At 61.1% G+C, this 20,956-nt stretch carries 15 protein-coding genes; 9 read left to right on the top strand and 6 right to left on the bottom strand.

Annotated elements, in window-relative coordinates:
* The first annotated feature begins 83 nt into the window (after positions 1-83).
* The 7 genes from KGA81_RS23275 to KGA81_RS23245 all read left to right on the top strand — a co-directional run bounded on the left by KGA81_RS23275 (position 84) and on the right by KGA81_RS23245 (position 11,444).
* On the top strand, positions 84-2,087 hold the full coding sequence (locus KGA81_RS23275; protein ID WP_223548866.1) for a DUF1302 domain-containing protein: 2,004 nt from the start codon (positions 84-86) through the stop codon (positions 2,085-2,087).
* Positions 2,088-2,128: 41 nt separating this feature from the next.
* Positions 2,129-3,487 carry a DUF1329 domain-containing protein gene (locus KGA81_RS23270; RefSeq protein ID WP_223548864.1) on the top strand — a complete coding sequence of 453 codons (1,359 nt, stop codon included), beginning with the start codon at positions 2,129-2,131 and terminating at the stop codon, positions 3,485-3,487.
* A gap of 193 nt (positions 3,488-3,680) precedes the next feature.
* Complete coding sequence (locus KGA81_RS23265; protein ID WP_223548862.1) at positions 3,681-4,772, top strand: WD40/YVTN/BNR-like repeat-containing protein; 1,092 nt, start codon at positions 3,681-3,683, stop codon at positions 4,770-4,772.
* Positions 4,773-4,788: 16 nt separating this feature from the next.
* Positions 4,789-7,308 (top strand): efflux RND transporter permease subunit, encoded by a 2,520-nt coding sequence (locus KGA81_RS23260; protein WP_223548860.1) that lies wholly within the window; start codon positions 4,789-4,791, stop codon positions 7,306-7,308.
* Between the two features lie 6 nt (positions 7,309-7,314).
* Positions 7,315-9,093, top strand: a complete 1,779-nt coding sequence (locus KGA81_RS23255) for an acyl-CoA dehydrogenase C-terminal domain-containing protein (protein ID WP_223548858.1) — start codon at positions 7,315-7,317, stop codon at positions 9,091-9,093.
* Between the two features lie 24 nt (positions 9,094-9,117).
* Positions 9,118-10,761 carry a fatty acid--CoA ligase gene (locus KGA81_RS23250; protein ID WP_223548856.1) on the top strand — a complete coding sequence of 548 codons (1,644 nt, stop codon included), beginning with the start codon at positions 9,118-9,120 and terminating at the stop codon, positions 10,759-10,761.
* A gap of 341 nt (positions 10,762-11,102) precedes the next feature.
* Positions 11,103-11,444, top strand: a complete 342-nt coding sequence (locus tag KGA81_RS23245) for a potassium channel family protein (protein WP_223548852.1) — start codon at positions 11,103-11,105, stop codon at positions 11,442-11,444.
* Positions 11,445-11,653: 209 nt separating this feature from the next.
* On the opposite strand, the gene KGA81_RS23240 is transcribed toward KGA81_RS23245, so the two are convergent.
* The 6 genes from KGA81_RS23240 to KGA81_RS23215 all read right to left on the bottom strand — a co-directional run bounded on the left by KGA81_RS23240 (position 11,654) and on the right by KGA81_RS23215 (position 18,537).
* On the bottom strand, positions 11,654-11,875 hold the full coding sequence (locus KGA81_RS23240; RefSeq protein WP_223548850.1) for a formate dehydrogenase subunit delta: 222 nt from the start codon (positions 11,873-11,875) through the stop codon (positions 11,654-11,656).
* Positions 11,872-14,754, bottom strand: coding sequence for a formate dehydrogenase subunit alpha (gene fdhF, locus KGA81_RS23235; protein WP_223548847.1), 2,883 nt, complete (start codon positions 14,752-14,754; stop codon positions 11,872-11,874). The genes KGA81_RS23240 and fdhF overlap by 4 nt, the downstream gene beginning before the upstream one ends.
* Positions 14,751-16,313, bottom strand: coding sequence for a formate dehydrogenase beta subunit (locus KGA81_RS23230; RefSeq protein WP_223548845.1), 1,563 nt, complete (start codon positions 16,311-16,313; stop codon positions 14,751-14,753). Before KGA81_RS23230 ends, fdhF begins: the two co-directional genes overlap by 4 nt.
* The gene (locus KGA81_RS23225; RefSeq protein WP_223548843.1) at positions 16,310-16,786 is read right to left on the bottom strand and encodes a formate dehydrogenase subunit gamma; all 477 of its coding nucleotides are present in this window, start codon (positions 16,784-16,786) and stop codon (positions 16,310-16,312) included. Before KGA81_RS23225 ends, KGA81_RS23230 begins: the two co-directional genes overlap by 4 nt.
* A gap of 682 nt (positions 16,787-17,468) precedes the next feature.
* A complete protein-coding gene (locus KGA81_RS23220; protein ID WP_223548841.1) occupies positions 17,469-17,909 on the bottom strand; it encodes a hypothetical protein in 441 nt (146 codons plus the stop codon).
* Positions 17,910-18,225: 316 nt separating this feature from the next.
* Positions 18,226-18,537, bottom strand: coding sequence for a DUF3077 domain-containing protein (locus KGA81_RS23215; protein ID WP_223548839.1), 312 nt, complete (start codon positions 18,535-18,537; stop codon positions 18,226-18,228).
* A gap of 693 nt (positions 18,538-19,230) precedes the next feature.
* Here KGA81_RS23215 and KGA81_RS23210 point away from each other — a divergent pair.
* Positions 19,231-20,367, top strand: a complete 1,137-nt coding sequence (locus KGA81_RS23210; protein WP_223548837.1) for an XRE family transcriptional regulator — start codon at positions 19,231-19,233, stop codon at positions 20,365-20,367.
* The gene (locus KGA81_RS23205; RefSeq protein ID WP_223548835.1) at positions 20,364-20,870 is read left to right on the top strand and encodes a DUF4411 family protein; all 507 of its coding nucleotides are present in this window, start codon (positions 20,364-20,366) and stop codon (positions 20,868-20,870) included. The genes KGA81_RS23210 and KGA81_RS23205 overlap by 4 nt, the downstream gene beginning before the upstream one ends.
* Positions 20,871-20,956 lie beyond the last annotated feature (86 nt).

Here is a 20,956-nt window from a genome sequence, read left to right as displayed (position 1 = left end):
CTCATTCCTTAAACGCAAACCCAGAGAGGCTTGCGCGAGGGCGGCTGCGCTTAAAACAAATACAAAAAGGCGGAGACAACGCAATGCACAACAATAAGAGTCACGGCTTCACCGTAGCGCGCTACACCTTGCTGGCCTCGGCCATTCTGGCCGTCATTGCGCCGGCGGCCCATGGGGTCGAGATCGATCTGGGTAACCCGGACTGGACCGCGCGTCTGGATAACACCGTGAAGTACAACTACGGCGTACGCACCGAAAGCGCCGACAAACGCATGTTGGGAACGCCGAACAACAACGACGGCGACTACAACTTCCGCAAGGCCGGCACCAACATCACCAACCGTATCGACCTGTTGACCGAAATGGACGTGGTCTACAAGAACGCCATGGGCTTTCGCGTCAGCGCCGCCAGCTGGTACGACAAGGCCTATGACAACACCGGCTCCAACTCCAACCCGTTCGTCAACGGCAACGATGCGCGTTCGGGCCTGATCGCCAACGACCCGCGTCTGGCCGGGGTCACTCATGACAACGTCGGCTTTGGCAGCCCGCACCTGAGCAACTATGCCCAGCGCTACTACAGCGGTCCTTCGGGCGAAATCCTCGATGCCTTCGTGTTCTACAGCACCGAAGTGGGCGAGGAGTCGATGTTCAGCGCCAAGGCCGGTCAGCACAACGTGTTCTGGGGCGAGACCATTCTCAACCCGGTGCACTCGGTCAGCTACGGACAGTCCGGCCTTGATCTGGCAAAGCTGGCCGCGTCGCCGGGTACTGAAGCCAAGGAGTTGTTCGTCCCGCGCAACCAGTTGTCGATGTCGTTCACCGTCAATCCGGAATTGACCGTGGGTGCCCAGTACTTCCTCGATTGGGACGCCGCACGTCTGCCGGAAGCCGGTACTTATTACGGTGGTTCCGATCTGATCGGCTATGGTGCGCAGTCGTTCCTGCTCGGTAACACCAACGCCGTGGTCCCGGGCAGTCCGCTGGGCTGTGGCCTGGCGCCGTGCAACGCGTTGACCAACGTGCGTCGCGGCCATGACCTGACACCGGGCAGCAGCGGCGACTGGGGCATCATGGCCAAGTGGTCGCCGGCCTGGCTGGATGGCACCCTCGGCGTTTACTACCGCGAAACCTCGGAAATCCTGCCGCAAGCCTGGCTGGACGCCCGGGGCATTACCTCGGCCAACCCCAACGGCACCCGGCCGGCAGGGCAAGTGCCTGCAGTGGTCAACACCCTCAATTCGCTGGACACCGCCACCTATCAGCTGGCCTATGCCGACAACATCAAGATCTTTGGCCTGAGCCTGTCCAAGGACGTGGGCGGGATCAGCGTCGGTTCGGACCTGAACATCCGTCACAACATGCCGCTGGCCAGTATCCCGGCGATCGTCAGTACCCGCAGCCCGCTGGGCCTGGGGCAAGGGCTTGGTCTGCTGCCGGCGCGTACCGACGCTACCGGTGTGGTCTACGACACCCCGAGCCGCGGCGACAGCATGAGTGCCACCGGTGACACCCTGCACTGGACGCTCAACGGTCTGATGACCCTGCCGAAAACGCCGGTGTTCGATCAGGCAACCGTGCTTGCCGAGCTGTACTACAGCAACCTGCTCAAGCTCGATAGCAAGAACGAAGCGCTCTACAAGGGCAAGGACAGCTATCGCGGCATCGACGCGCCGACCCGGGACAACTGGGGCATCGCGGTCAACTTCACACCGACCTGGTACCAGGTGTTTCCCGGTGTCGACCTCAACGCGCCGATGTCGGTCAACGTCGGTCTCGCTGGCGTGTCACCGGTCTCCGGTGGCGGTGCCAAGGACACCGGCAACTATGCCGTGGGCGTCGGTGCCGTTGTGTACAACAAATACTTTGTCGACCTGAAGTACGTGGACTCCTTCGGACAGACTGAAAAATGCAACAAAAGTGGCGTGAGCACCGGCCCGAACGGTGGTGACGGCTCCACGCCTAACGCCTTTAGCGGCAACGAAAACTACGCCTGTTTCGCCGGTGGCTACTCGTCCTTCTCCGGAGGGGGGGCCACGACTGAGGACCGTGGCGCCGTGTACCTGACGATGAAAACAACATTCTGATCCACCACTGATTTGCTCAATGCAAGCAGGAGAATAACAAGATGAAATTCGCACAAACCGTGTTGGCCGCGTCCTTGGCCATAGTCCTTGCCGCCCAGGCTCAGGCCGCTGTTTCAACCCAGGAAGCTGCCAAACTGGGCACCAGCCTGACCCTGGTGGGCGCTGAAAAAGCCGGGAGCGCTGATGGTTCCATCCCTGCCTACAACGGTGGCCTGACCACGCCGCCAGCCAGTTTCAAAGCCGGTGACAGCATGCGCCCGGATCCGTTTGCCAGCGAGAAGCCGCTACTAGTGATCGACGGCAAGAACGTTGATCAGTACAAGGGCCTGCTCACGGCGACCACGGTAGAACTGGCCAAGCGTTTCCCGACGTTCCGTGTCGACGTGTTCCCGACGCACCGCACTGTGTCGCTGCCCCAGGCGATTCTGGATAACGGCGTGAAGAACGCCAGCGGCGCCAAGTCCCTGGAAGGTGGTCTGGCCATCGACAACGTCCTGCCGGGCATTCCGTTCCCGATTCCGCAGTCGGGCAACGAAGCGATGTGGAACTTCCTGTTGCGCTACCAAGGCGTCAGCATCAGCTCCAAGTACGACTCCTGGAACGTCGACTCGGCTGGCGTTCCTAGCCTGGCGACCACCGGGCAAGCGAACATCTCCTACCCGATCTACGAAAACCTCTCGCAGCCGATCAGCAGCGCCGATGTGTACTACCAGATGAAGCTGGCGTACACCGGCCCTGCGCGCCGGGCCGGTGAGGCGATCATGCTCAAGGACGCCGCCAACCCGTTGCAGCAACCGCGTCGCGCCTGGCAGTACTTGCCGGGGCAGCGTCGAGTGAAACTGGCGCCGAGCCTGGCCTACGACACGCCTAACCCGGGTACCGCGGGTGCGGGCACCTACGATGACGTGTTCGTGTTCAACGGTGCACTGGATCGCTACGACTGGAAACTGGTCGGCAAGCAAGAAATGATCGTGCCTTACAACACCTACAAGCTGACCTACGTCCAGGATCCGAAATCGCTGACCACGGCCAATCACCTGTCACCGGACTTCGTGCGTTGGGAAAAACACCGCGTGTGGGTCGTCGAAGGCAACCTCAAGGCCGGTGCCCGTCACATCTACGCCAAGCGCCGCTTCTATCTCGACGAAGACAGCTGGACCGCTTTGGCCTCGGATCAATATGACGCCCGTGGTCAGCTGTATCGTGGTTCGTTTGCCTTCCTGAGCCAGAGCTACGACAAGCAGGTGCCGGATTCGACGCCCTTCATGATCTACGACCTGGTCGGTGGTTCGTACAACATCAACGGTGTAGTCGGCCCTTACGGCGGCATCAAGTACATCGACCCGCTCTCCAAGGCGCAGTGGTCGTCGGAATCCCTGGCCGGCGCCGGCATTCGCTAAGCCAACCGCAAGCAAGCGCTCGCACGATCCGCCGGCACTGTAGGAGCGAGCTCGCTCGCGATGGACTCAAGAACACCGCGGGGAACCAGGCTCCCCGCGTCATCGTTCACGTCCATCGCGAGCAAGCTCGCTCCTACAAGGGCATGAGCTGCACGGCGCGAGGTGCGGCGCGGTTTTCCGATGAGGACGCAGTATGTGTTCGTATAAAAATAATATTTTGCGGCTGGCGTTTGGTGTCGTGCTCTGCCTGTCGCAGGGCGTCACTCAGGCGGCCGATTACGTCGATGTGCTGGACCTGCCCGCCAGGGTCAGTGCCTTGGCCATCAACAGCCCGCTGTCCGGCATGACCCGCGCCGGTGAGCGTGTGGTTACCGTCGGTCAGCGTGGCCATATTCTGTTTTCCGATGATGCCGGCAAGCATTGGCAGCAGGCTGTCGTGCCGGCCAGTGCCGACCTCACGGCGGTGAATTTTCCGACGGCCACCCAGGGCTGGGCGGTGGGTAATGACGGCGTGGTGCTGCACAGCAGCGACGCCGGCGCGACCTGGCAAAAGCAACTCGACGGTCGTCAGATCGGCGCCTTGCTGGTCAAGCACTACACGGCGCTGGCCAGCGCCGAACCGGGCAATGAGCAATGGCCGCTGCTGGTCACCGAGGGCCAGAAGCTAGCCGAGCAGGGCGCGGACAAACCGCTGCTCGGCGTCTGGTTCGCCAACGACAAAACCGGCTATGTAGTCGGTGTGTTCAACCTGATCCTGCGCACCGACGACGGTGGTCAGACCTGGACGCCGTATCAGGACCGCACCGACAACCCCCAGGGTTTCCACCTCAACGCCATCGCCTCCACCGGTGACGCTTTGTACATCGCTGGCGAGCAGGGCCTGCTGCTCAAATGGGACGACAGCGCCCAACGTTTCAATGCCGTGCCAACGCCTTATCCAGGCAGCTTCTTCGGTGTGCTCGGCAAGCCTGGCGAAGTGCTGATTTACGGCCTGCGCGGCAACGTGCTGCGCAGCACCGACGGCGGGCAGAGCTGGACTGCGCTGGACACCGGCCTGCACGTCAGCATCACCGCGGGCCTGATCGATGCCCGTGGCAATTATCGCTTGTTCACCCAGGGCGGGCAGATGCTGGTCAGCCAGGGGACGGGCGCGCAGTTGCATCTGGTGCAACAACCGGCACCGACCCCGGTCGCCGGCGCCACCCAGTCCGCCGATGGCGCCTTGGTGCTGGCCGGCAGCCGTGGTGCCCGGACGCTGTCCGCCGACCCAGCCCTAGAACCCTAAGAGCGAGAACCCAGACATGGGCAATATCAAACAAGACGCCATGCCGGTGATCCGCGACCTGCGGGATTTCGACCAGCGCTCCGGCAACCTCCTCGAACGGCTGGTGTTCAACTACCGGCCGCTGTTCATGCTGCTGATGGCGCTCGCCACCGTGGTGCTGGGCTTCATGGCCGTGACTCGCCTGGAGCTGCGCCCCAGCTTCGAAAAAATGATCCCGCAGAGCCAGCCGTACATCCAGAACTTCCTGGAAAACCGCGCTTCGCTGCGCGGCCTGGGCAACTCGGTGCGGGTGGTGGTCGAGAACACCCAGGGCGATATTTTCGACCCCGAGTACCTCGACGTGCTCAAGCAGGTCAACGACCAGTTGTTCCTCACCGAAGGCGTCGACCGTGCGTGGATGAAGTCGCTGTGGAGCCCGGCGGTGCGCTGGACCGAAGTCACCGAGGACGGCTTCCAGGGTGGCCCGGTGATGCCCGACACCTATTCGGGTCAGCCTGAGCAAATCGAACAATTGCGCCAGAACATCTCCCGCGCCGGTCTGGTGGGCAGCCTGGTGGCCAGCGATTTCAAGTCGACCATGCTGATCGTGCCGCTGATGGACAAAGCCGCGGCCGGTGGCCAACGCATCAACTACCACGCCTTTTCGCAGATGCTCGAAGAGCAGCTGCGCGATAAGATCGAATACGCCGGCGACAGCGCGGCGCGTAAATCCGGGGTCGAAGGCACCGGCCATTACAAGGTGCGGGTGATCGGCTTCGCCAAACTCATGGGCGACCTGATCGATGGCCTGATCCAGGTGATGATGTTCTTCGGCCTGGCCGTGGTCACGTCGCTGATCATCATTTACGGCTATACCCGTTGCGTGCGCAGCACTCTGCTGGTGGTCGGCTGCTCGCTGATCGCGGTGGTCTGGCAACTGGGCATTGTCGCCTGGCTCGGCTACGCCATCGATCCGTACTCGGTGCTGGTGCCGTTTCTGATCTTCGCCATCGGCGTGTCCCACGCGGCGCAGAAGATGAACGGCATCATGCAGGACATCGCCCGTGGCACCCACAAGCTGATCGCTGCGCGCTACACCTTCCGCCGTCTGTTCATCGCCGGTGTCACCGCGCTGCTGGCCGATGCCGTGGGCTTCGCCGTGCTGATGCTGATCGACATTCCGGTGATCCAGGACCTGGCGATCACCGCCAGCATCGGTGTCGCGGTGCTGATCTTCACCTCGCTGTTGCTGATGCCGGTGGCGCTGTCCTATGTCGGTGTGGGCGCGCAAGCCGCCGAGCGTGCGCTGAAAATCGACAACCGCGCAGAGAAGCACAAAGGCTTCGGCAAGCTCTGGGACGCGCTCGATCGCTTCACCACTGCCAAGTGGGCCACCGGTGCGGTTCTGGTCGCGGTGTTGATGGGTATCGGCGGTTTCATGGTCAGCCTGAACCTGAAGATCGGCGACCTGGAAAGCGGGGCGCCGGAGCTGCGTGCCGACTCGCGCTACAACCGCGACAACGCCTACATCACCCAGCATTACGCGCTGTCCAGCGACCTGTTCGCGGTGATGATCAAGACCGCGCCGGAAGGCTGCCTGAACTACAAGACCCTGGTCCTCGCCGACCGCCTGGCCTGGGAGCTGCAACAGTATCCGGGCGTGCAGGCGACCGCGTCCTTGGTCAACGCGGTACGCCAGATCACCGCCGGCACCTATGAAGGCAACCCCAAGCTCAACAGCATCCAGCGTAACCAGGACGTGCTGAACTACGCCGCGCAACAAGCCTCGGTCAACTCCCCGGAGCTGTTCAACACCGACTGTTCGCTGATGCCGGTGATCACCTTCCTCAAGGATCACAAGGCTGAAACCCTCGATGCCGTGGTGGCGATTGCCGATAAGTTCGCCAAGGAAAACAGCACCCCTGATCGCCAGTTCCTGCTCGCTGCCGGCACCGCCGGGATCGAGGCCGCGACCAACATCGTGGTGCGCGAAGCCAACCGCACCATGCTGCTGTACGTGTATGCGGCGGTGACGCTGTTCTGTCTGATCACCTTCCGCAGCTGGCGCGCCACGCTGGTGGCGCTGTTGCCGTTGGTGCTGACTTCGGTCCTCTGCGAAGCCTTGATGGTGGCCATGGGCATCGGCGTGAAAGTCGCGACCCTGCCGGTGATCGCCCTCGGCGTGGGGATCGGCGTGGACTACGCCTTGTACCTGCTCAGCGTGCAACTGCACTTCCAGCGCCAGGGCCTGCCGCTATCCGAGGCCTACCGCAACGCCGTGTCGTTCACAGGCCGCGTGGTCGGGTTGGTGGGCATCACTCTTGCGGCTGGCGTGGTGTGCTGGGTCTGGTCACCGATCAAGTTCCAGGCCGACATGGGCATCCTGCTGACCTTCATGTTCCTGTGGAACATGCTTGGCGCGCTGATCCTGATCCCGGCCCTGTCCTGTTTTCTGCTGCGCGAACGGGCCCCTCAGCCTGGTTCTGTCGCGGCAGCCGAAACCACTGAATCCACTGAACGTCCCGGCATGCCCCATGCCGTGACCACTTCCGAGTAAGCCAAGATGTCTGATTACAAAGCTCCCCTGCGCGACATGCGCTTCGTACTCAACGAGGTTTTCCAGGTGTCCCGGCTCTGGGCCAAATTGCCCGGCCTGGCCGACGTGATCGATGAGGAAACTGCCGCCGCCATTCTTGAAGAGGCCGGCAAGATCAGCGGCGAAGTGATCGCGCCACTGAACCGCGCCAGCGACGAACAGGGCTGCACCTGGAGCAATGGCGCGGTCAGCGCCCCGGACGGTTTTGCCCAGGCCTATCAAGCCTTCGCCGAGGGCGGTTGGGTGGGTGTCGGCGGTGACCCGCAGTACGGCGGCATGGGCATGCCCAAGGCGATTTCGGCGCAGGTCGAAGAGATGGTCAACTCGGCCAGCCTGTCGTTCGGCCTGTACCCGATGCTGACCGCCGGCGCCTGCCTGTCGATCAAGGCCCACGCCAGCGAAGAACTGAAAGCGGCTTACTTGCCGAACATGTACGCCGGCACCTGGACCGGTTCGATGTGCCTGACCGAAGCCCATTCCGGTACCGACCTGGGCCTGATCCGCACCAAGGCCGAACCCCAGGCCGATGGCAGCTACAAGGTCAGCGGCAGCAAGATTTTCATCACCGGTGGCGAGCACGACCTCACCGAGAACATCATCCACCTGGTACTGGCGCGCCTGCCCGATGCACCGGCCGGCCCGAAAGGCATCTCGCTGTTCCTGGTGCCGAAAGTGCTGGTCAATGCCGACGGCTCACTGGGTGAAAACAACGCGCTGTCCTGCGGTTCCATCGAACACAAGATGGGCATCAAGGCCTCCGCCACCTGCGTGATGAACTTCGACGGGGCCACCGGCTGGATCGTCGACGCACCGAACAAAGGCCTGGCGGCCATGTTCACCATGATGAACTACGAGCGTCTGGGCGTGGGCATCCAGGGCCTGGCCCAGGGCGAGCGTTCCTACCAGAACGCCGTCGCCTACGCCCGTGACCGCCTGCAAAGCCGCGCACCGACCGGCGCGCAGCACAAGGACAAAGCGGCCGACCCGATCATCGTCCACCCCGACGTGCGCCGCATGCTGCTGACCATGAAAGCCTTGAACGAAGGCGGCCGTGCGTTCTCCAGCTACGTGGCCCTGCAACTGGACATCGCCAAGTACAGCGAAGACGACACCACCCGCACCCGCGCTCAGGAACTGGTATCGCTGCTGACCCCGGTGGCCAAGGCGTTCCTCACCGACATGGGCCTGGAAACCACTTTGCACGGTCAGATGATATTCGGTGGCCACGGCTACATCCGCGAATGGGGCCAGGAGCAACTGGTGCGCGATGTGCGCATCACCCAGATCTACGAAGGCACCAATGGCATCCAGTCCCTGGACCTGGCCGGGCGCAAGATCGTCGGCAGCGGCGGGGCGCTCTACCGCTTGTTCGCCTCGGAAATCCGCAACTTCACCGCCACTGCCTGCGCGGACCTTGGCGAGTTCACCAAACCGTTGAACGCCGCCGTGGACACGCTCGACGACCTGACCGCGTGGCTGCTGGACCGGGCCCAGAGCAACCCGAATGAAATCGGCGCAGCCTCGGTCGAGTACCTGCACGTGTTCGGCTACACCGCGTACGCCTACATGTGGGCACGCATGGCCAAAGTCGTCATGAGCGGCGATGCCGAGGACGATTTCTACACCAGCAAACTGGCCACCGCGCGTTTCTACTTCGCCCGGTTGCTGCCGCGTATCCACTCGTTGAGCGCATCGGCCAAGGCCGGCAGCGACTGCCTCTACGAGCTGCAAGCCGATCAGTTCTGATCGAAAGGACAAGGAACCTTAAACATGATGGCGACAAAAATAATCCCGCCCGCCGACGGCGCTTATGCCTATCCCTTGCTGATCAAGCAATTGCTGTTGTCCGGCGTGCGCTATGAGCCGGGTCGGGAAATCGTCTACGCCGACAAGCTGCGCTACAGCTACCAGACCCTCAACAAGCGTATTCGCCGCCTGGCCAATGCGCTGACCGCGGCCGGGGTCAAGGCCGGTGACACCGTGGCCCTGCTCGACTGGGACAGCCACCGCTACCTGGAATGCTTCTTCGCCGTGCCGATGATCGGCGCGGTGCTGCACACGGTGAACATTCGCCTGTCGCCGGAGCAGGTGCTGTTCACCATGAACCACGCTGAGGATGACCTGGTGCTGGTGCATGATGATTTCCTGCCCCTGGTCGAGCAGATCCACGGACGGCTGGAAACCGTAAAAGGCTACCTGCAACTCACCGATGACGAGGCGACCACGACTTCGCTGCCGGTGCTGGGCGAGTACGAGCACTTGCTGTCCCTGGCCCCGGACCAGTACGACTTCCCCGATTTCGACGAGAACTCGGTCGCCACGCTGTTCTACACCACCGGCACCACCGGCGACCCGAAAGGCGTGTACTTCAGCCACCGGCAACTGGTGCTGCACACCCTGAATGCCGTCGGCACTCTGGGCGTCTATCAGGGCGCGCCGCTGTTGCGCTCCGACGACGTGTACATGCCGATCACGCCGATGTTCCACGTGCATGCCTGGGGCGTGCCGTATGTCGCGACCCTGATGGGCATCAAGCAGGTCTACCCCGGCCGCTACGAACCCAACAGCCTGGTCAGGCTGTACCGCGAAGAGAAGGTGACGTTCTCCCACTGCGTGCCGACCATTTTGCAGATGATCCTCAACTGCGAGGAAGGCAAGGCGACCCGTTTCGACGGCTGGAAAATGCTCCTGGGCGGCAGTGCACTGACCCTGGGCGTGGCCAGCGAAGCCAATGCCAAAGGCATGGTGGTGCATGCCGGCTACGGCATGTCGGAAACCTGCCCGTTGCTGTGCCTGACTTACTTGCGCGATGAAGACCTGCAGCTACCCGCCGAAGCACAACTGCCGATCCGCATCAAGACCGGCACACCGGTGCCGATGGTCGACCTGAAGATCATCGACGCCGACGGCAACGACGTGGCCCATGACGGCGAGTCCCTGGGCGAAATCGTGGTGCGCGCACCGTGGCTGACCCAGGGCTATCTCAAAGCCCCGGACAAAGGTGCAGAGCTGTGGCACAACGGCTGGCTGCACACCGGCGACATGGCCTCGATCGACCCACTGGGTGGCGTGGAAATCAAGGACCGCATCAAGGACGTGATCAAGACCGGTGGCGAGTGGATCAGCTCACTGGAACTGGAAAGCCTGATCAGCGAACACCCCGCCGTGATGTCCGTCGCCGTCGTGGGCATTGCCGACGAACAATGGGGCGAACGGCCCATGGCCATGGTCGTGTGCGAGTCCGGGCAATATCTGGACCGCAAGATTCTGGAGGCTCATTTGCAAGCCTTCGTTGACGGTGGGCGAATCAACAAATGGGCGATCCCCAAGCAGTTCAAGTTCGTCACCGAAATCCCCAAGACCAGCGTCGGCAAGATCAACAAGAAGCTGATCCGGGAAACTGAAGCGAACTGAGGTTGTAGGAGCGAGCCTGCTCCGGGCGGCGTTCCGACGAAGGACTCGAGAACGCCGCATTCATTGTAGGAGCGAGCTTGCTCGCGATGGACTGGAGAGCGCCGCGTACAACCAGGAAACACGCGTTATCGTTAACGACCATCGCGAGCGAGCTCGCTCCTACAGAAAACCACCGGCGCCAGGCGGTTTCTGGATAGCCCGGTTGGCGTCATCTTTGTCATAGTCCTGGCCAAAGATAACGCCCCGTTGGTCGCGGTTTTCAGCGCTTGTGCCAAGCTGAACGGGGTATTGAACCGCGCGCATCCAATAGCCGGTCAGTCGAACCCCAGGAAGCCCACGACATGAACTTCACCCGTGCATCAAACGTCCGCCACGAGTTCTACAAAGCCGTCTGGTTCTACTTCAAAGTGGTGTGGCCGATCTTCTCGATACTGCTGTTAGTGATGGTTGCGTTCGGCCTCATCATCGCCCAACTGGAAGGCTGGAGCCCCGATGACGGTGTCTACTTCGCCTTCGTGACGGGCCTGACCATCGGCTATGGAGAACTGGTGCCCAAACTCGGCGTCTCGCGAGTGCTGGCAGTGCTGCTGGGTTTCAACGGCGTGCTGATGACCGCGACATTCGCGGCAATCAGTGTCCGGGCGATTGAAGTGACCGTGACTGCGGCGCGCAAGGCTGTGTAGGAGCGAGCTTGCTCGCGATGGTCGTCAACGATAACGCGCAAATCCTGGATAAGCGCGGTGTCCTTGAGTGCTTCACTGTAGGAGCGAGCTTGCTCGCGATGATCGTCAACGATAACGCGCAAATTCTGGATAAGCGCGGTGTCCTTGAGTGCTTCGCGAGCAAGCTCGCTCCTACAGGTCCTTCAGCCCTCAGGCCAAGGGTGCAATGCCTAAGCCTCCCACCCCGCCCCAGTCACTGCCGCCTGCACCAGCGGGTGCAGGTCCGCCCCCTGATGTTCCGTCTGCCAGGCCAGCAATTCCCTGCGCATGCCCGGCGTCCAGTACATCTGCAGATGATCGCGTACGCTGAACACCGCCTGTCGCTGGTCCGGCTGGCTGGCAAAGTACTGGGCAATCTGGTTGGCCATCTTGATCAGGTTGTCAGTACTCATCGGCGTACCTCGGCTTTGGTCCCGCGTGCCTGGCGACGTGCATCGAGCAGGCGCTGCTGTTCCTCGCTGAACGCCTGGAAGCGCTTCTGCCACTCAGAAGGGTGATAGACGCGACTGACCTCCACGGCGGTGACCTTGTACTCCGGACAGTTGGTGGCCCAGTCGGAGTTGTCGGTGGTGATGACGTTGGCCCCCGATTCCGGGAAGTGGAAGGTGGTGTACACCACGCCCGGGGCGACCCGTTCGGTAATCCGCGCACGCAGCACGGTCTGGCCGGCGCGGCTGCCGATGCCGACCCAGTCCCCTTCATTGATACCACGGCTCTCGGCGTCGGTCGGGTGGATTTCCAGGCGGTCTTCGTCATGCCAGGCGACGTTATCGGTACGCCGGGTCTGGGCGCCGACGTTGTACTGGCTGAGGATGCGCCCGGTGGTCAGCAGCAGCGGATAGCGACTGTTGACCTTTTCCTCGGTGGGCACGTAGCCGGTGAGCATGAAGCGCCCCTTGCCACGCACGAATTCTTCGATGTGCATGGTCGGCGTGCCGTCCGGTGCCTCGGCGTTGCACGGCCATTGCAGGCTGCCATGGCGCTCGAGTTCCGCGTAGCTGACGTTGGTGAAAGTCGGCGTCAGGCTGGCGATTTCATCCATGATTTGCGACGGGTGCTGGTAATTCATCGGGTAACCCAGGGCATTGGCCAGGGCTACGGTGCCTTCCCAGTCGGCCTTGCCGCCCAGCGGCTCCATGACCTTGCGCACCCGGGAAATGCGTCGTTCAGCGTTGGTGAAGGTGCCGTCTTTTTCCAGGAACGAGCAGCCCGGCAGGAACACGTGGGCGAACTTGGCGGTTTCGTTGAGGAAAATGTCCTGCACCACGATGCACTCCATGGCCGACAGGGCCGCGGTGACGTGCTGGGTATTCGGGTCGCTCTGGGCAATGTCTTCGCCCTGGCAATACAGGCCCTTGAAACTGCCGGCCAGGGCCGACTCGAACATGTTGGGGATGCGCAGGCCCGGATCGGGTTGCAGGGTGACGTTCCAGGCCTGTTCGAACTGCGTGCGCACCACTTGGTTGGAGATGTGCCGGTAACCGGGCAACTCGTGGGGGAAGGAGCCCATGTCGCAGGAGCCCTGAACGTTGTTCTGCCCCCGCAGCGGGTTCACGCCCACGCCTTCGCGGCCGATGTTGCCGGTGGCCATGGCCAGGTTGGCGATGCCCATCACCGAGGTACTGCCCTGACTGTGTTCGGTGACGCCCAAGCCGTAGTAGATCGCCGCATTGCCACCGGTGGCATACAGGCGCGCAGCGGCACGGATGTCGGCAGCGGGTACACCGCAGACAGGGCCAAGGGCTTCCGGCGAGTTTTCCGCACGGCTGACGAATTCACTCCAGATCGCGAAATCGCTACCCTCGCAACGGGCGTCGATAAAGGCCTGGTTGAGCAAGCCTTCGGTGACAATCACGTGGGCCAGGGCGTTGAGCATGGCGACGTTGGTGCCGGGGCGCAGGGCCAGGTGATACTCGGCGCGGGCATGCACCGTGTCCACCAGATCGATGCGGCGTGGGTCGATGACGATCAGCCGCGCGCCTTCACGCAGGCGGCGTTTGAGCTGGGAGGCGAACACCGGGTGGGCGTCGCTGGGGTTGGCGCCTATCACCAGGATCACGTCGGCCTGCATCACCGAGTCGAAACTCTGGGTGCCGGCGGACTCGCCCAGGGTCTGTTTCAGGCCATAGCCGGTGGGTGAGTGGCAGACCCGCGCACAGGTGTCGACGTTGTTGTTGCCGAAGGCGGCGCGCACCAGTTTTTGCACCAAGTAGGTTTCTTCGTTGGTGCAGCGGCTGGAGGTGATGCCACCGATGGAGTCGCGACCATATTTTTGCTGCAGGCGGCGGAATTCGCTGGCGGCGTAGGTCACCGCTTCATCCCAGCTGACTTCCTGCCACGGGTCGCTGATGTGCTTGCGGATCATCGGCTTGGTGATGCGATCCGGGTGGGTGGCGTAGCCCCAGGCGAAGCGCCCCTTGACGCAGGAGTGGCCGTGGTTGGCATGGCCGTTCTTGTCCGGAACCATGCGCACCAGTTGGTCGCCTTTCATCTCGGCACGGAACGAGCAGCCCACGCCGCAATAGGCGCAGGTGGTGATCACGCTGCGTTCGGGCTGACCCAGTTCGACCACGCTTTTTTCCATCAGGGTCGCGGTTGGGCAGGCTTGCACACAGGCGCCGCAAGACACGCATTCGGAGTCGAGGAAGTTCTCGCCACCGGCAGCGGCCACCCGGGATTCGAAACCACGCCCGGTAATGGTCAGGGCAAAGGTGCCCTGGGTTTCTTCGCAGGCGCGCACGCAGCGGTTGCAGACGATGCACTTGCTCGGGTCGTAGTCGAAATAGGGGTTGGAGGTGTCTTTCACGTCCTCCAGATGGTTCTCGCCTTCATAGCCATAACGCACTTCCCGCAGGCCAACCTGGCCGGCCACGGTTTGCAGCTCGCAGTTGCCGTTGGCCGAGCAGGTCAGGCAGTCCAGCGGGTGATCGGAGATGTACAACTCCATGACGTTGCGGCGCAGGGTCGCGAGCTTTGGCGTCTGGGTGTGCACCGTCATGCCTTCAGTGACCGGTGTAGTGCAGGACGCGGGGTAGCCGCGCATGCCGTCGATCTCCACCAGGCACATGCGGCAGGAGCCAAAAGGTTCCAGGCTGTCGGTGGCACAGAGTTTGGGAATAGTCGTGCCCAGCAACGCGGCGGCGCGCATCACCGAGGTGCCTTCGGGCACGCTGATGCTGCGGCCGTCGATGTTCAGGGTGACCTGCACCTGGCTGTCGCGGGCAGGCGTGCCCAGATCGATATCGGTTTTCGGGTCGAAGAGAGTAATCATTGCTCGGCCTCCGAGGCTTGCAGACCGAAGTCAGCGGGGAAGTGCTTGAGGGCGCTGGCCACGGGATAAGACGTCATGCCGCCCAACGCGCACAGCGAACCGTATTGCAGGGTGTCGCACAGGTCCTTGAGAATGATCACCTGCTCATCGCGACTGCTCTGGTCGGGCGCGGCCAGCAGGCGGTCGATCACCTCGACGCCGCGGGTCGAGCCGATGCGGCAGGGCGTACATTTGCCACAGGATTCCTCGGCGCAGAACTGCATGGCGAAGCGTGCCATGTGGGCCATGTCCAGGGAGTCGTCAGCCACCACCACACCCCCGTGACCGAGCATCGCGCCAATGGCCATAAAGGCTTCGTAATCCAGCGGCGTATCGAATTGCGAAGGTGGCACCCAGGCGCCAAGCGGGCCGCCCACCTGTGCCGCCTTCAACGGCCGGCCACTGGCGGTCCCGCCGCCGTAGTCTTCCACCAGTTCCCGCAAGGTCAGGCCAAAGGCCCGTTCCACCAGGCCGCCGTGACGAACATTGCCCGCCAACTGGAAAGGCATGGTGCCCAGGGAGCGGCCCATGCCGTAATCGCGATAGAACTGCGCACCCTTGGCCAGAATCAGCGGCACCGAGGCCAAAGTCAGCACGTTGTGCACCAGGGTCGGCAGGCCGAACAGGCCCTGCAACGCCGGAATCGGCGGCTTGGCGCGAACGATCCCGCGCTTGCCTTCGAGGGAGTCCAGCAGCGCGGTTTCTTCACCGCAGATGTAGGCACCGGCGCCGACGCGCACTTCCATATCGAAGGCCTGGCCGCTGCCGCTGACATTGGCGCCCAGGTACCCGGCTTCCCGGGCGATGTTCAACGCTGCACGCAGCGTGGCCACGGCATCCGGATATTCCGAGCGAACATAGATGTAGCCGTAGGTGGCGCCGACGGTAATGCCGGCAATCGCCATGCCTTCGATCAGCAGGAAGGGGTCGCCTTCCATCAGCATACGGTCGGCGAAAGTGCCGGAGTCGCCTTCGTCGGCGTTGCATACGATGTATTTTTGCGCCGCCTGAGTGCCGCGCACCGTGCGCCACTTGATCCCGGCCGGGAAGGCTGCGCCGCCACGGCCACGCAGGCCCGAATCGAACACCGCCGTCGCGGTCTGCTCGCCGCCAATGGCGATGGCCTGGGTCAAACCCTCGAAACCGCCGTGGGCCCGGTAATCCTCCAGAGACAGCGGCCGGGTGATGCCGGCGCGGGCGAACAGCAGGCGTTGTTGAGACTTCAGATAAGGCAATTCTTCCACCAGGCCCAAGGCCAGCGGATGCGCGGACGGCTCGGCTTGCAAGGCATCGAGCACGGACGGCACATCGGCAGCCGTCAGCGGCCCAAAGCCGATCCGACCTTGCGCGCTGTCCACTTCCAGCAGCGGTTCCAGCCAATACAAGCCGCGAGAACTGGTGCGCTGCAACTCCAGCGGCAGATTGCGTTCCTGAGCCTGAGTGATCAGGGCCGCAGCGACCTCATCGGCACCCACGGCACGGGCAAGAGAATCACAGGGCAGATAGAGCGTCGGCATCATGCGTCCTCCCGGCAAGCATCGAGCAGGGCATCCAGACGCTCGGCACTGAGCCGCGCATGCACCTGGCCATCCAGCTCAAGAGCGGGCGAACAGGCACAGGCACCCAGGCAATACACCGGGCGCAAACTGATGCTGCCGTCGGCGCTGCTGCCGTGATCGTCCAGTTGCAGGCGCTCGCGCAACTGCGCGGCAAGCTGCTCGGCACCACGGCTCTGGCACGACTCGGCCCGGCACAGACGCAGGATATGCCGCGCGGGCGGCGTGGTACGGAAGTCATGGTAAAAACTGATCACCCCGCGGACCTCGGCCTGACTCAGGTTGAGGGCATGGGCAATCTCGGGGACGGCGACATCGGGGATGTAACCGATGTGCTCCTGAATATCATGAAGAATGGGCAACAGCGCACCCGGGGTGCCCTTATGGCGCTCCAGCAGACTGTTGACCACAGGCAGGTGCAACAACTCATCAGGCATTCAGCAATCCTCACGATCACGGACAAACCAGGCGGCTGTCGGTTGTCCGAAAGTGTCGGCTGCGGCATTCACACCACGTCACGGTATCGTGGCATCTATAAACCGTCGGCCAGGGCACCCTGAGCGGGCATCTTGTCGCGCCCGGCACGGTCTTCGCCGCACCTCAATAGGGGCATAAAAGCCAGATTGCCACGCGGCCCTTGAAACGGCTGCACCAGAGCGACGTGTTCGGTTCTGTCTACGACCTTGTATCGAGTCTAGAAGAATGAGGGTGGAGACGCCGTGCCATAGGGGGCGATTGCAGGACTTATACACAGCGGATTGCCTGTGGAGAAGATGACGATCAAGCCCTCCGGAAGCACTCAAAGGCCGGAAATCCCAAAACCGATTCCCCAGCATCTACTTCGAACCCAAGCAATCAAAAGCCCCGAAACCCCCGGGGCTAATCCCCAATCCCACTAAACACACAAAGCCCCCTGTGGGAGCGAGCTTGCTCGCGATAGCGCCAGCCCAGCCGCCACAAAACCCAGAACTGAAACCCAACCCCCTGTAGGAGCAAGCTTGCTCGCGAAAAACGCATGGCAACCAACATCTACTGTTGAATGACCACCGTCATACTGCAACCAGCCTGAGAGGGATATTCCCCCGCCCCCACGCTACGCATGGAAGCGGGGGAAAATCCTTAACCAAGCTCACCACAGAAAATATCGGGATTCCCATCCGCCGGGCTCGTCCGCATCACCAACGCATATCCGCCGGACCGCAGCGAGTCATAAGCCAGGGGCACGCTCTTCCAGAGTTGGATCCCCGCCTGCTCGTTGAAGTTATCGGCCACGATGCGATTGAGTGAATAGGCCGGCTTGGGCTCGTGCCTGGCGCAGCTTCCCGAGTAGATATAGGTATACAAGTGCGCCGGAATTGCAGTGCCATTGGGTACACCACCCACAAACAACGAGAGCTCCGTCTCACTGCTGCTCAAGGGGGTCAGAACGGCCTGAGCGATATGCCCGGCATTGTGAGTAGTTGCATTCAAGGGAACGGCAACGATTTGCTTCGGGGCTGCACCAACCACGCAGATCCATCCAGCCGCTACCATCAACGCCAGCGAAGTTACGACTTTCATCGTAAAACCTCCCGCCTTGTAAGGGCTCGTTGAAAAGATCCCCCACTGAATTTTAGTCAGCTGTACAAATCCTGAGGTTATTCGGATGGTCGGTCCAATAGCCATCGGGTTGTAGTTGCGTAAACGGGCGCTGTTCAAAAACTTCGGCCAACACCCCACTTCCGTGAGACCACCCACCCTGTAGGAGCGAGCTTGCTCGCGAAAAACGCAAGGCATCCACATTCCCGCTGAATACCCTCGCTCTCCCCAACCAAACCCGCCTTCCAACGCGTCATGCCTGACGTCCATGACAGCAGCTACACGACAGTCCCGACCACTATCCCGCAGACCTCGACGTCGCCCGCGCAGATGCCGGCGCACAAGCCCGATCCCGCATCAGCACCTTCACCGCATCATCCACCAAGGCCTTGCTCATCGAAGTCAAATAATGCGCAGCCCAGGCGTGACGATCAGTATCTCTGGCATAAGCAGCATCTTCAGTGAGGGTTTTGGCCAGGAACAGAAAGTCGGAGGCCATGGACAACGCATCGCCGAGAGGAACGCCGCGAGTGACATGGAACAGCGCTTGATCCGCGCAGTAGATGGCAGGTGTCAGGCCGATGGTTTTGAGTTCGGGTTGTTCGGTCATTGGCCACCTCCGAGGATGGAGAGGCAATGGGGGAGGGGGTTACGTGATTGGGAATCGCGTAGAGGGGAAAGCCAAATTTCAAACGGATTGATGCTGCGCATTATCCAACTCCTTGATATGAGGAGCTGCCACGTTCGTTACCACACGAATGGGTGACAGCTGTGCGCAGGGTGGTAAACCGGGAATCAAGGAAACCGGCACGCCCGAGGGCGTCCCACGCACAGCCGCCATAACTCACGCCGCAGGCATAAAAAAAGCGCCTGATGACGTGATTGGGGCGCTGTTGCGCCTTGAATAACTCGGGTTACCACACCCGGTCGCTGAATTGGCAGCGACGGTGGGAGGTTATCGTGCAGATCGTTTTGCTGCAACCTTCGAGAGCGCTGGGTGATTATGTGGTCAGTCTTTGGGATATCCGCGTGATGACGACGCTGCGGTGTTCTGGAAAACAGGCAATGCCATCTGTCCGCGGGTTACATATTTGCGCTTCGGGTCGTTGCGCATTTACCTCATAATCGCGTGCTCCTACCGTTGGCAGCTCTGCTTATCGACTAATCTGTAGTCGCTGCCACCAGACCTCAAACAGCCAAGGAGAAAGGCAATGCCAGATAGCTGGAACCAGCGTCAATCGAGTGCATCCACCAAGCATGCCCTCGAACGGTTACCAGCCACATCTAATTTGCCTGCGACCCTATGAGTCAAGCCGCCTTCGTCAATCCAAGCCTGCTCACATGGTCTCGTGAGCGCGCAGGTCTCTCCACTGAGCAGGTTGCTAAAAAGTTGCCCGTGAAACCTGATCGAGTACAGGAGTGGGAGGCTGGCGAGACCAAACCAACATTCCTTCAGGCTCAAAAGTGGGCGAGTGTCGCTCACATCCCTTTCGGATTCCTGTTTCTGCAGCAGCCTCCCATCGAACAACTGCCTTTACCTGATCTGCGGACAGTGGGAGGGATTGCTCCTCAACGTCCCACTTTGGAACTGTTGGACACCGCAAGGGATGCCATACGTAAGCAGGACTGGTACCTGGAGTATCTGCAGCACCAGGAGCATCAACCGCTGGCATTTGTAGGTCGCTTCAGTAGTCAATCTCACGTCAGAGAGGTGGTGGACGATATCCGCCGGGTCCTCGGCGTGAACCCCGACATTGCTCGATTGGATTACGAAAAATACAGCCGTGCCTTGATCGAAGCTGCTGAAGCGGCTGGCGTTTTGGTTATGCGCAGTGGAATTGCTTTAGGGAACACTCACCGCAAACTGGAAGTGAGCGAATTTCGGGGTTTTGCCATCAGCAATGCCTACGCCCCCGTCGTATTTATCAACAGCTCCGACGCTCCCACCGCCAGGCTGTTCACCTTACTTCACGAGCTGGCCCATATCTGGATTGGTAGCAGTGGAGTGTCTGATGGAAATACCGCGAATGGTCGAAACGAGGAACGTTTCTGCAATGCAGTTGCAGGTGAATTTCTGGCTCCCGAAGCCCAATTTCGTGCCCTGTGGAACCCGGATGCTAACTGGGAAGACAATTTAGCTCCGCTAGCCACTCGTTTTCATATCAGTAAATTAGCTATCGGTCGCCGCGCATTGGATCTTGGATATATAAGCCAAGACCGATACAGCGCCTACTATCGAGTGATCCTCAAGGCTTTTCAGGATGAAAAAGGTGGGGCGGGTGACTATTACCGTAACGCCACCGCGAAAAACAGCCCTCGCCTAAGCAAGGCAGTGCTGAGTGAAGCAATGAGTGGTCGGATGCTGCTGCGCGAGGCGGGACACTTGCTCGGCGTGCAACCTGCCAAATTAAGGACTCTCGCCAACAAGATCACGGAATGAATCATTTACTCGACGCTAACACGCTGATCGAAGCGAAGAACCGTTATTACGGGATGGCTATCTGTCCTGGATTTTGGCAATGGTTATTACTTAAAAATAAAGCATTGGCTTTGGCCAGCATTGCACCTGTAATGGATGAGTTAACAAAAGGGCATGACGATCTGGCGGATTGGGCGAAGGACAATTCCGATTTCTTTCACTCCACAACCGATCAGGATACGCAACTGGCGTTCGCGCAAGTTGCGGGGCTTGTGGCTGGCCAAGCGCCTAGGATGAAAATAGGTGCTATGGAGGAGTTCTTGGCAGGTGCTGACCCTTGGTTAATTGCGAAAGCGATGACGACAGGGGCTACAGTCGTTACTCATGAAGTGCTGAACCTCGACGCGAAGCGAAAATTCATCATTCCCAATATTTGTCAGGAGCTTGATGTTCCTTTTTTGAATACGTTTGAGTTGTTGCATAGTAAGCGTCTGGCGAAGTCACCTACCCGATCCCTGCGATAAGGGCGATGTTCTCCACTTAAAAATACGTGGACACCATCGCCCTTATCTTCAGGATTGCCATGCGCCAAAGAACTTCCTATCCCAAA

This window comes from Pseudomonas sp. A-B-19 (assembly GCF_019947515.1).
Lineage (GTDB): Bacteria > Pseudomonadota > Gammaproteobacteria > Pseudomonadales > Pseudomonadaceae > Aquipseudomonas.
This window is presented reverse-complemented; position numbering and strand designations above follow the sequence as displayed.

Bases quoted from the DNA above. Each gene is read 5' to 3' on its own strand.
- KGA81_RS23230 (WP_223548845.1), bottom strand. From the start codon at position 16,313: ATGATGCCGACGCTCTATCTGCCCTGTGATTCTCTTGCCCGTGCCGTG.
- KGA81_RS23245 (WP_223548852.1), top strand. From the start codon at position 11,103: ATGAACTTCACCCGTGCATCAAACGTCCGCCACGAGTTCTACAAAGCC.
- KGA81_RS23210 (WP_223548837.1), top strand. From the start codon at position 19,231: ATGAGTCAAGCCGCCTTCGTCAATCCAAGCCTGCTCACATGGTCTCGT.
- KGA81_RS23215 (WP_223548839.1), bottom strand. From the start codon at position 18,537: ATGACCGAACAACCCGAACTCAAAACCATCGGCCTGACACCTGCCATC.
- KGA81_RS23225 (WP_223548843.1), bottom strand. From the start codon at position 16,786: ATGCCTGATGAGTTGTTGCACCTGCCTGTGGTCAACAGTCTGCTGGAG.
- KGA81_RS23275 (WP_223548866.1), top strand. From the start codon at position 84: ATGCACAACAATAAGAGTCACGGCTTCACCGTAGCGCGCTACACCTTG.
- KGA81_RS23250 (WP_223548856.1), top strand. From the start codon at position 9,118: ATGATGGCGACAAAAATAATCCCGCCCGCCGACGGCGCTTATGCCTAT.
- KGA81_RS23255 (WP_223548858.1), top strand. From the start codon at position 7,315: ATGTCTGATTACAAAGCTCCCCTGCGCGACATGCGCTTCGTACTCAAC.
- KGA81_RS23265 (WP_223548862.1), top strand. From the start codon at position 3,681: ATGTGTTCGTATAAAAATAATATTTTGCGGCTGGCGTTTGGTGTCGTG.
- KGA81_RS23240 (WP_223548850.1), bottom strand. From the start codon at position 11,875: ATGAGTACTGACAACCTGATCAAGATGGCCAACCAGATTGCCCAGTAC.
- KGA81_RS23205 (WP_223548835.1), top strand. From the start codon at position 20,364: ATGAATCATTTACTCGACGCTAACACGCTGATCGAAGCGAAGAACCGT.
- fdhF (WP_223548847.1), bottom strand. From the start codon at position 14,754: ATGATTACTCTCTTCGACCCGAAAACCGATATCGATCTGGGCACGCCT.
- KGA81_RS23260 (WP_223548860.1), top strand. From the start codon at position 4,789: ATGGGCAATATCAAACAAGACGCCATGCCGGTGATCCGCGACCTGCGG.
- KGA81_RS23220 (WP_223548841.1), bottom strand. From the start codon at position 17,909: ATGAAAGTCGTAACTTCGCTGGCGTTGATGGTAGCGGCTGGATGGATC.
- KGA81_RS23270 (WP_223548864.1), top strand. From the start codon at position 2,129: ATGAAATTCGCACAAACCGTGTTGGCCGCGTCCTTGGCCATAGTCCTT.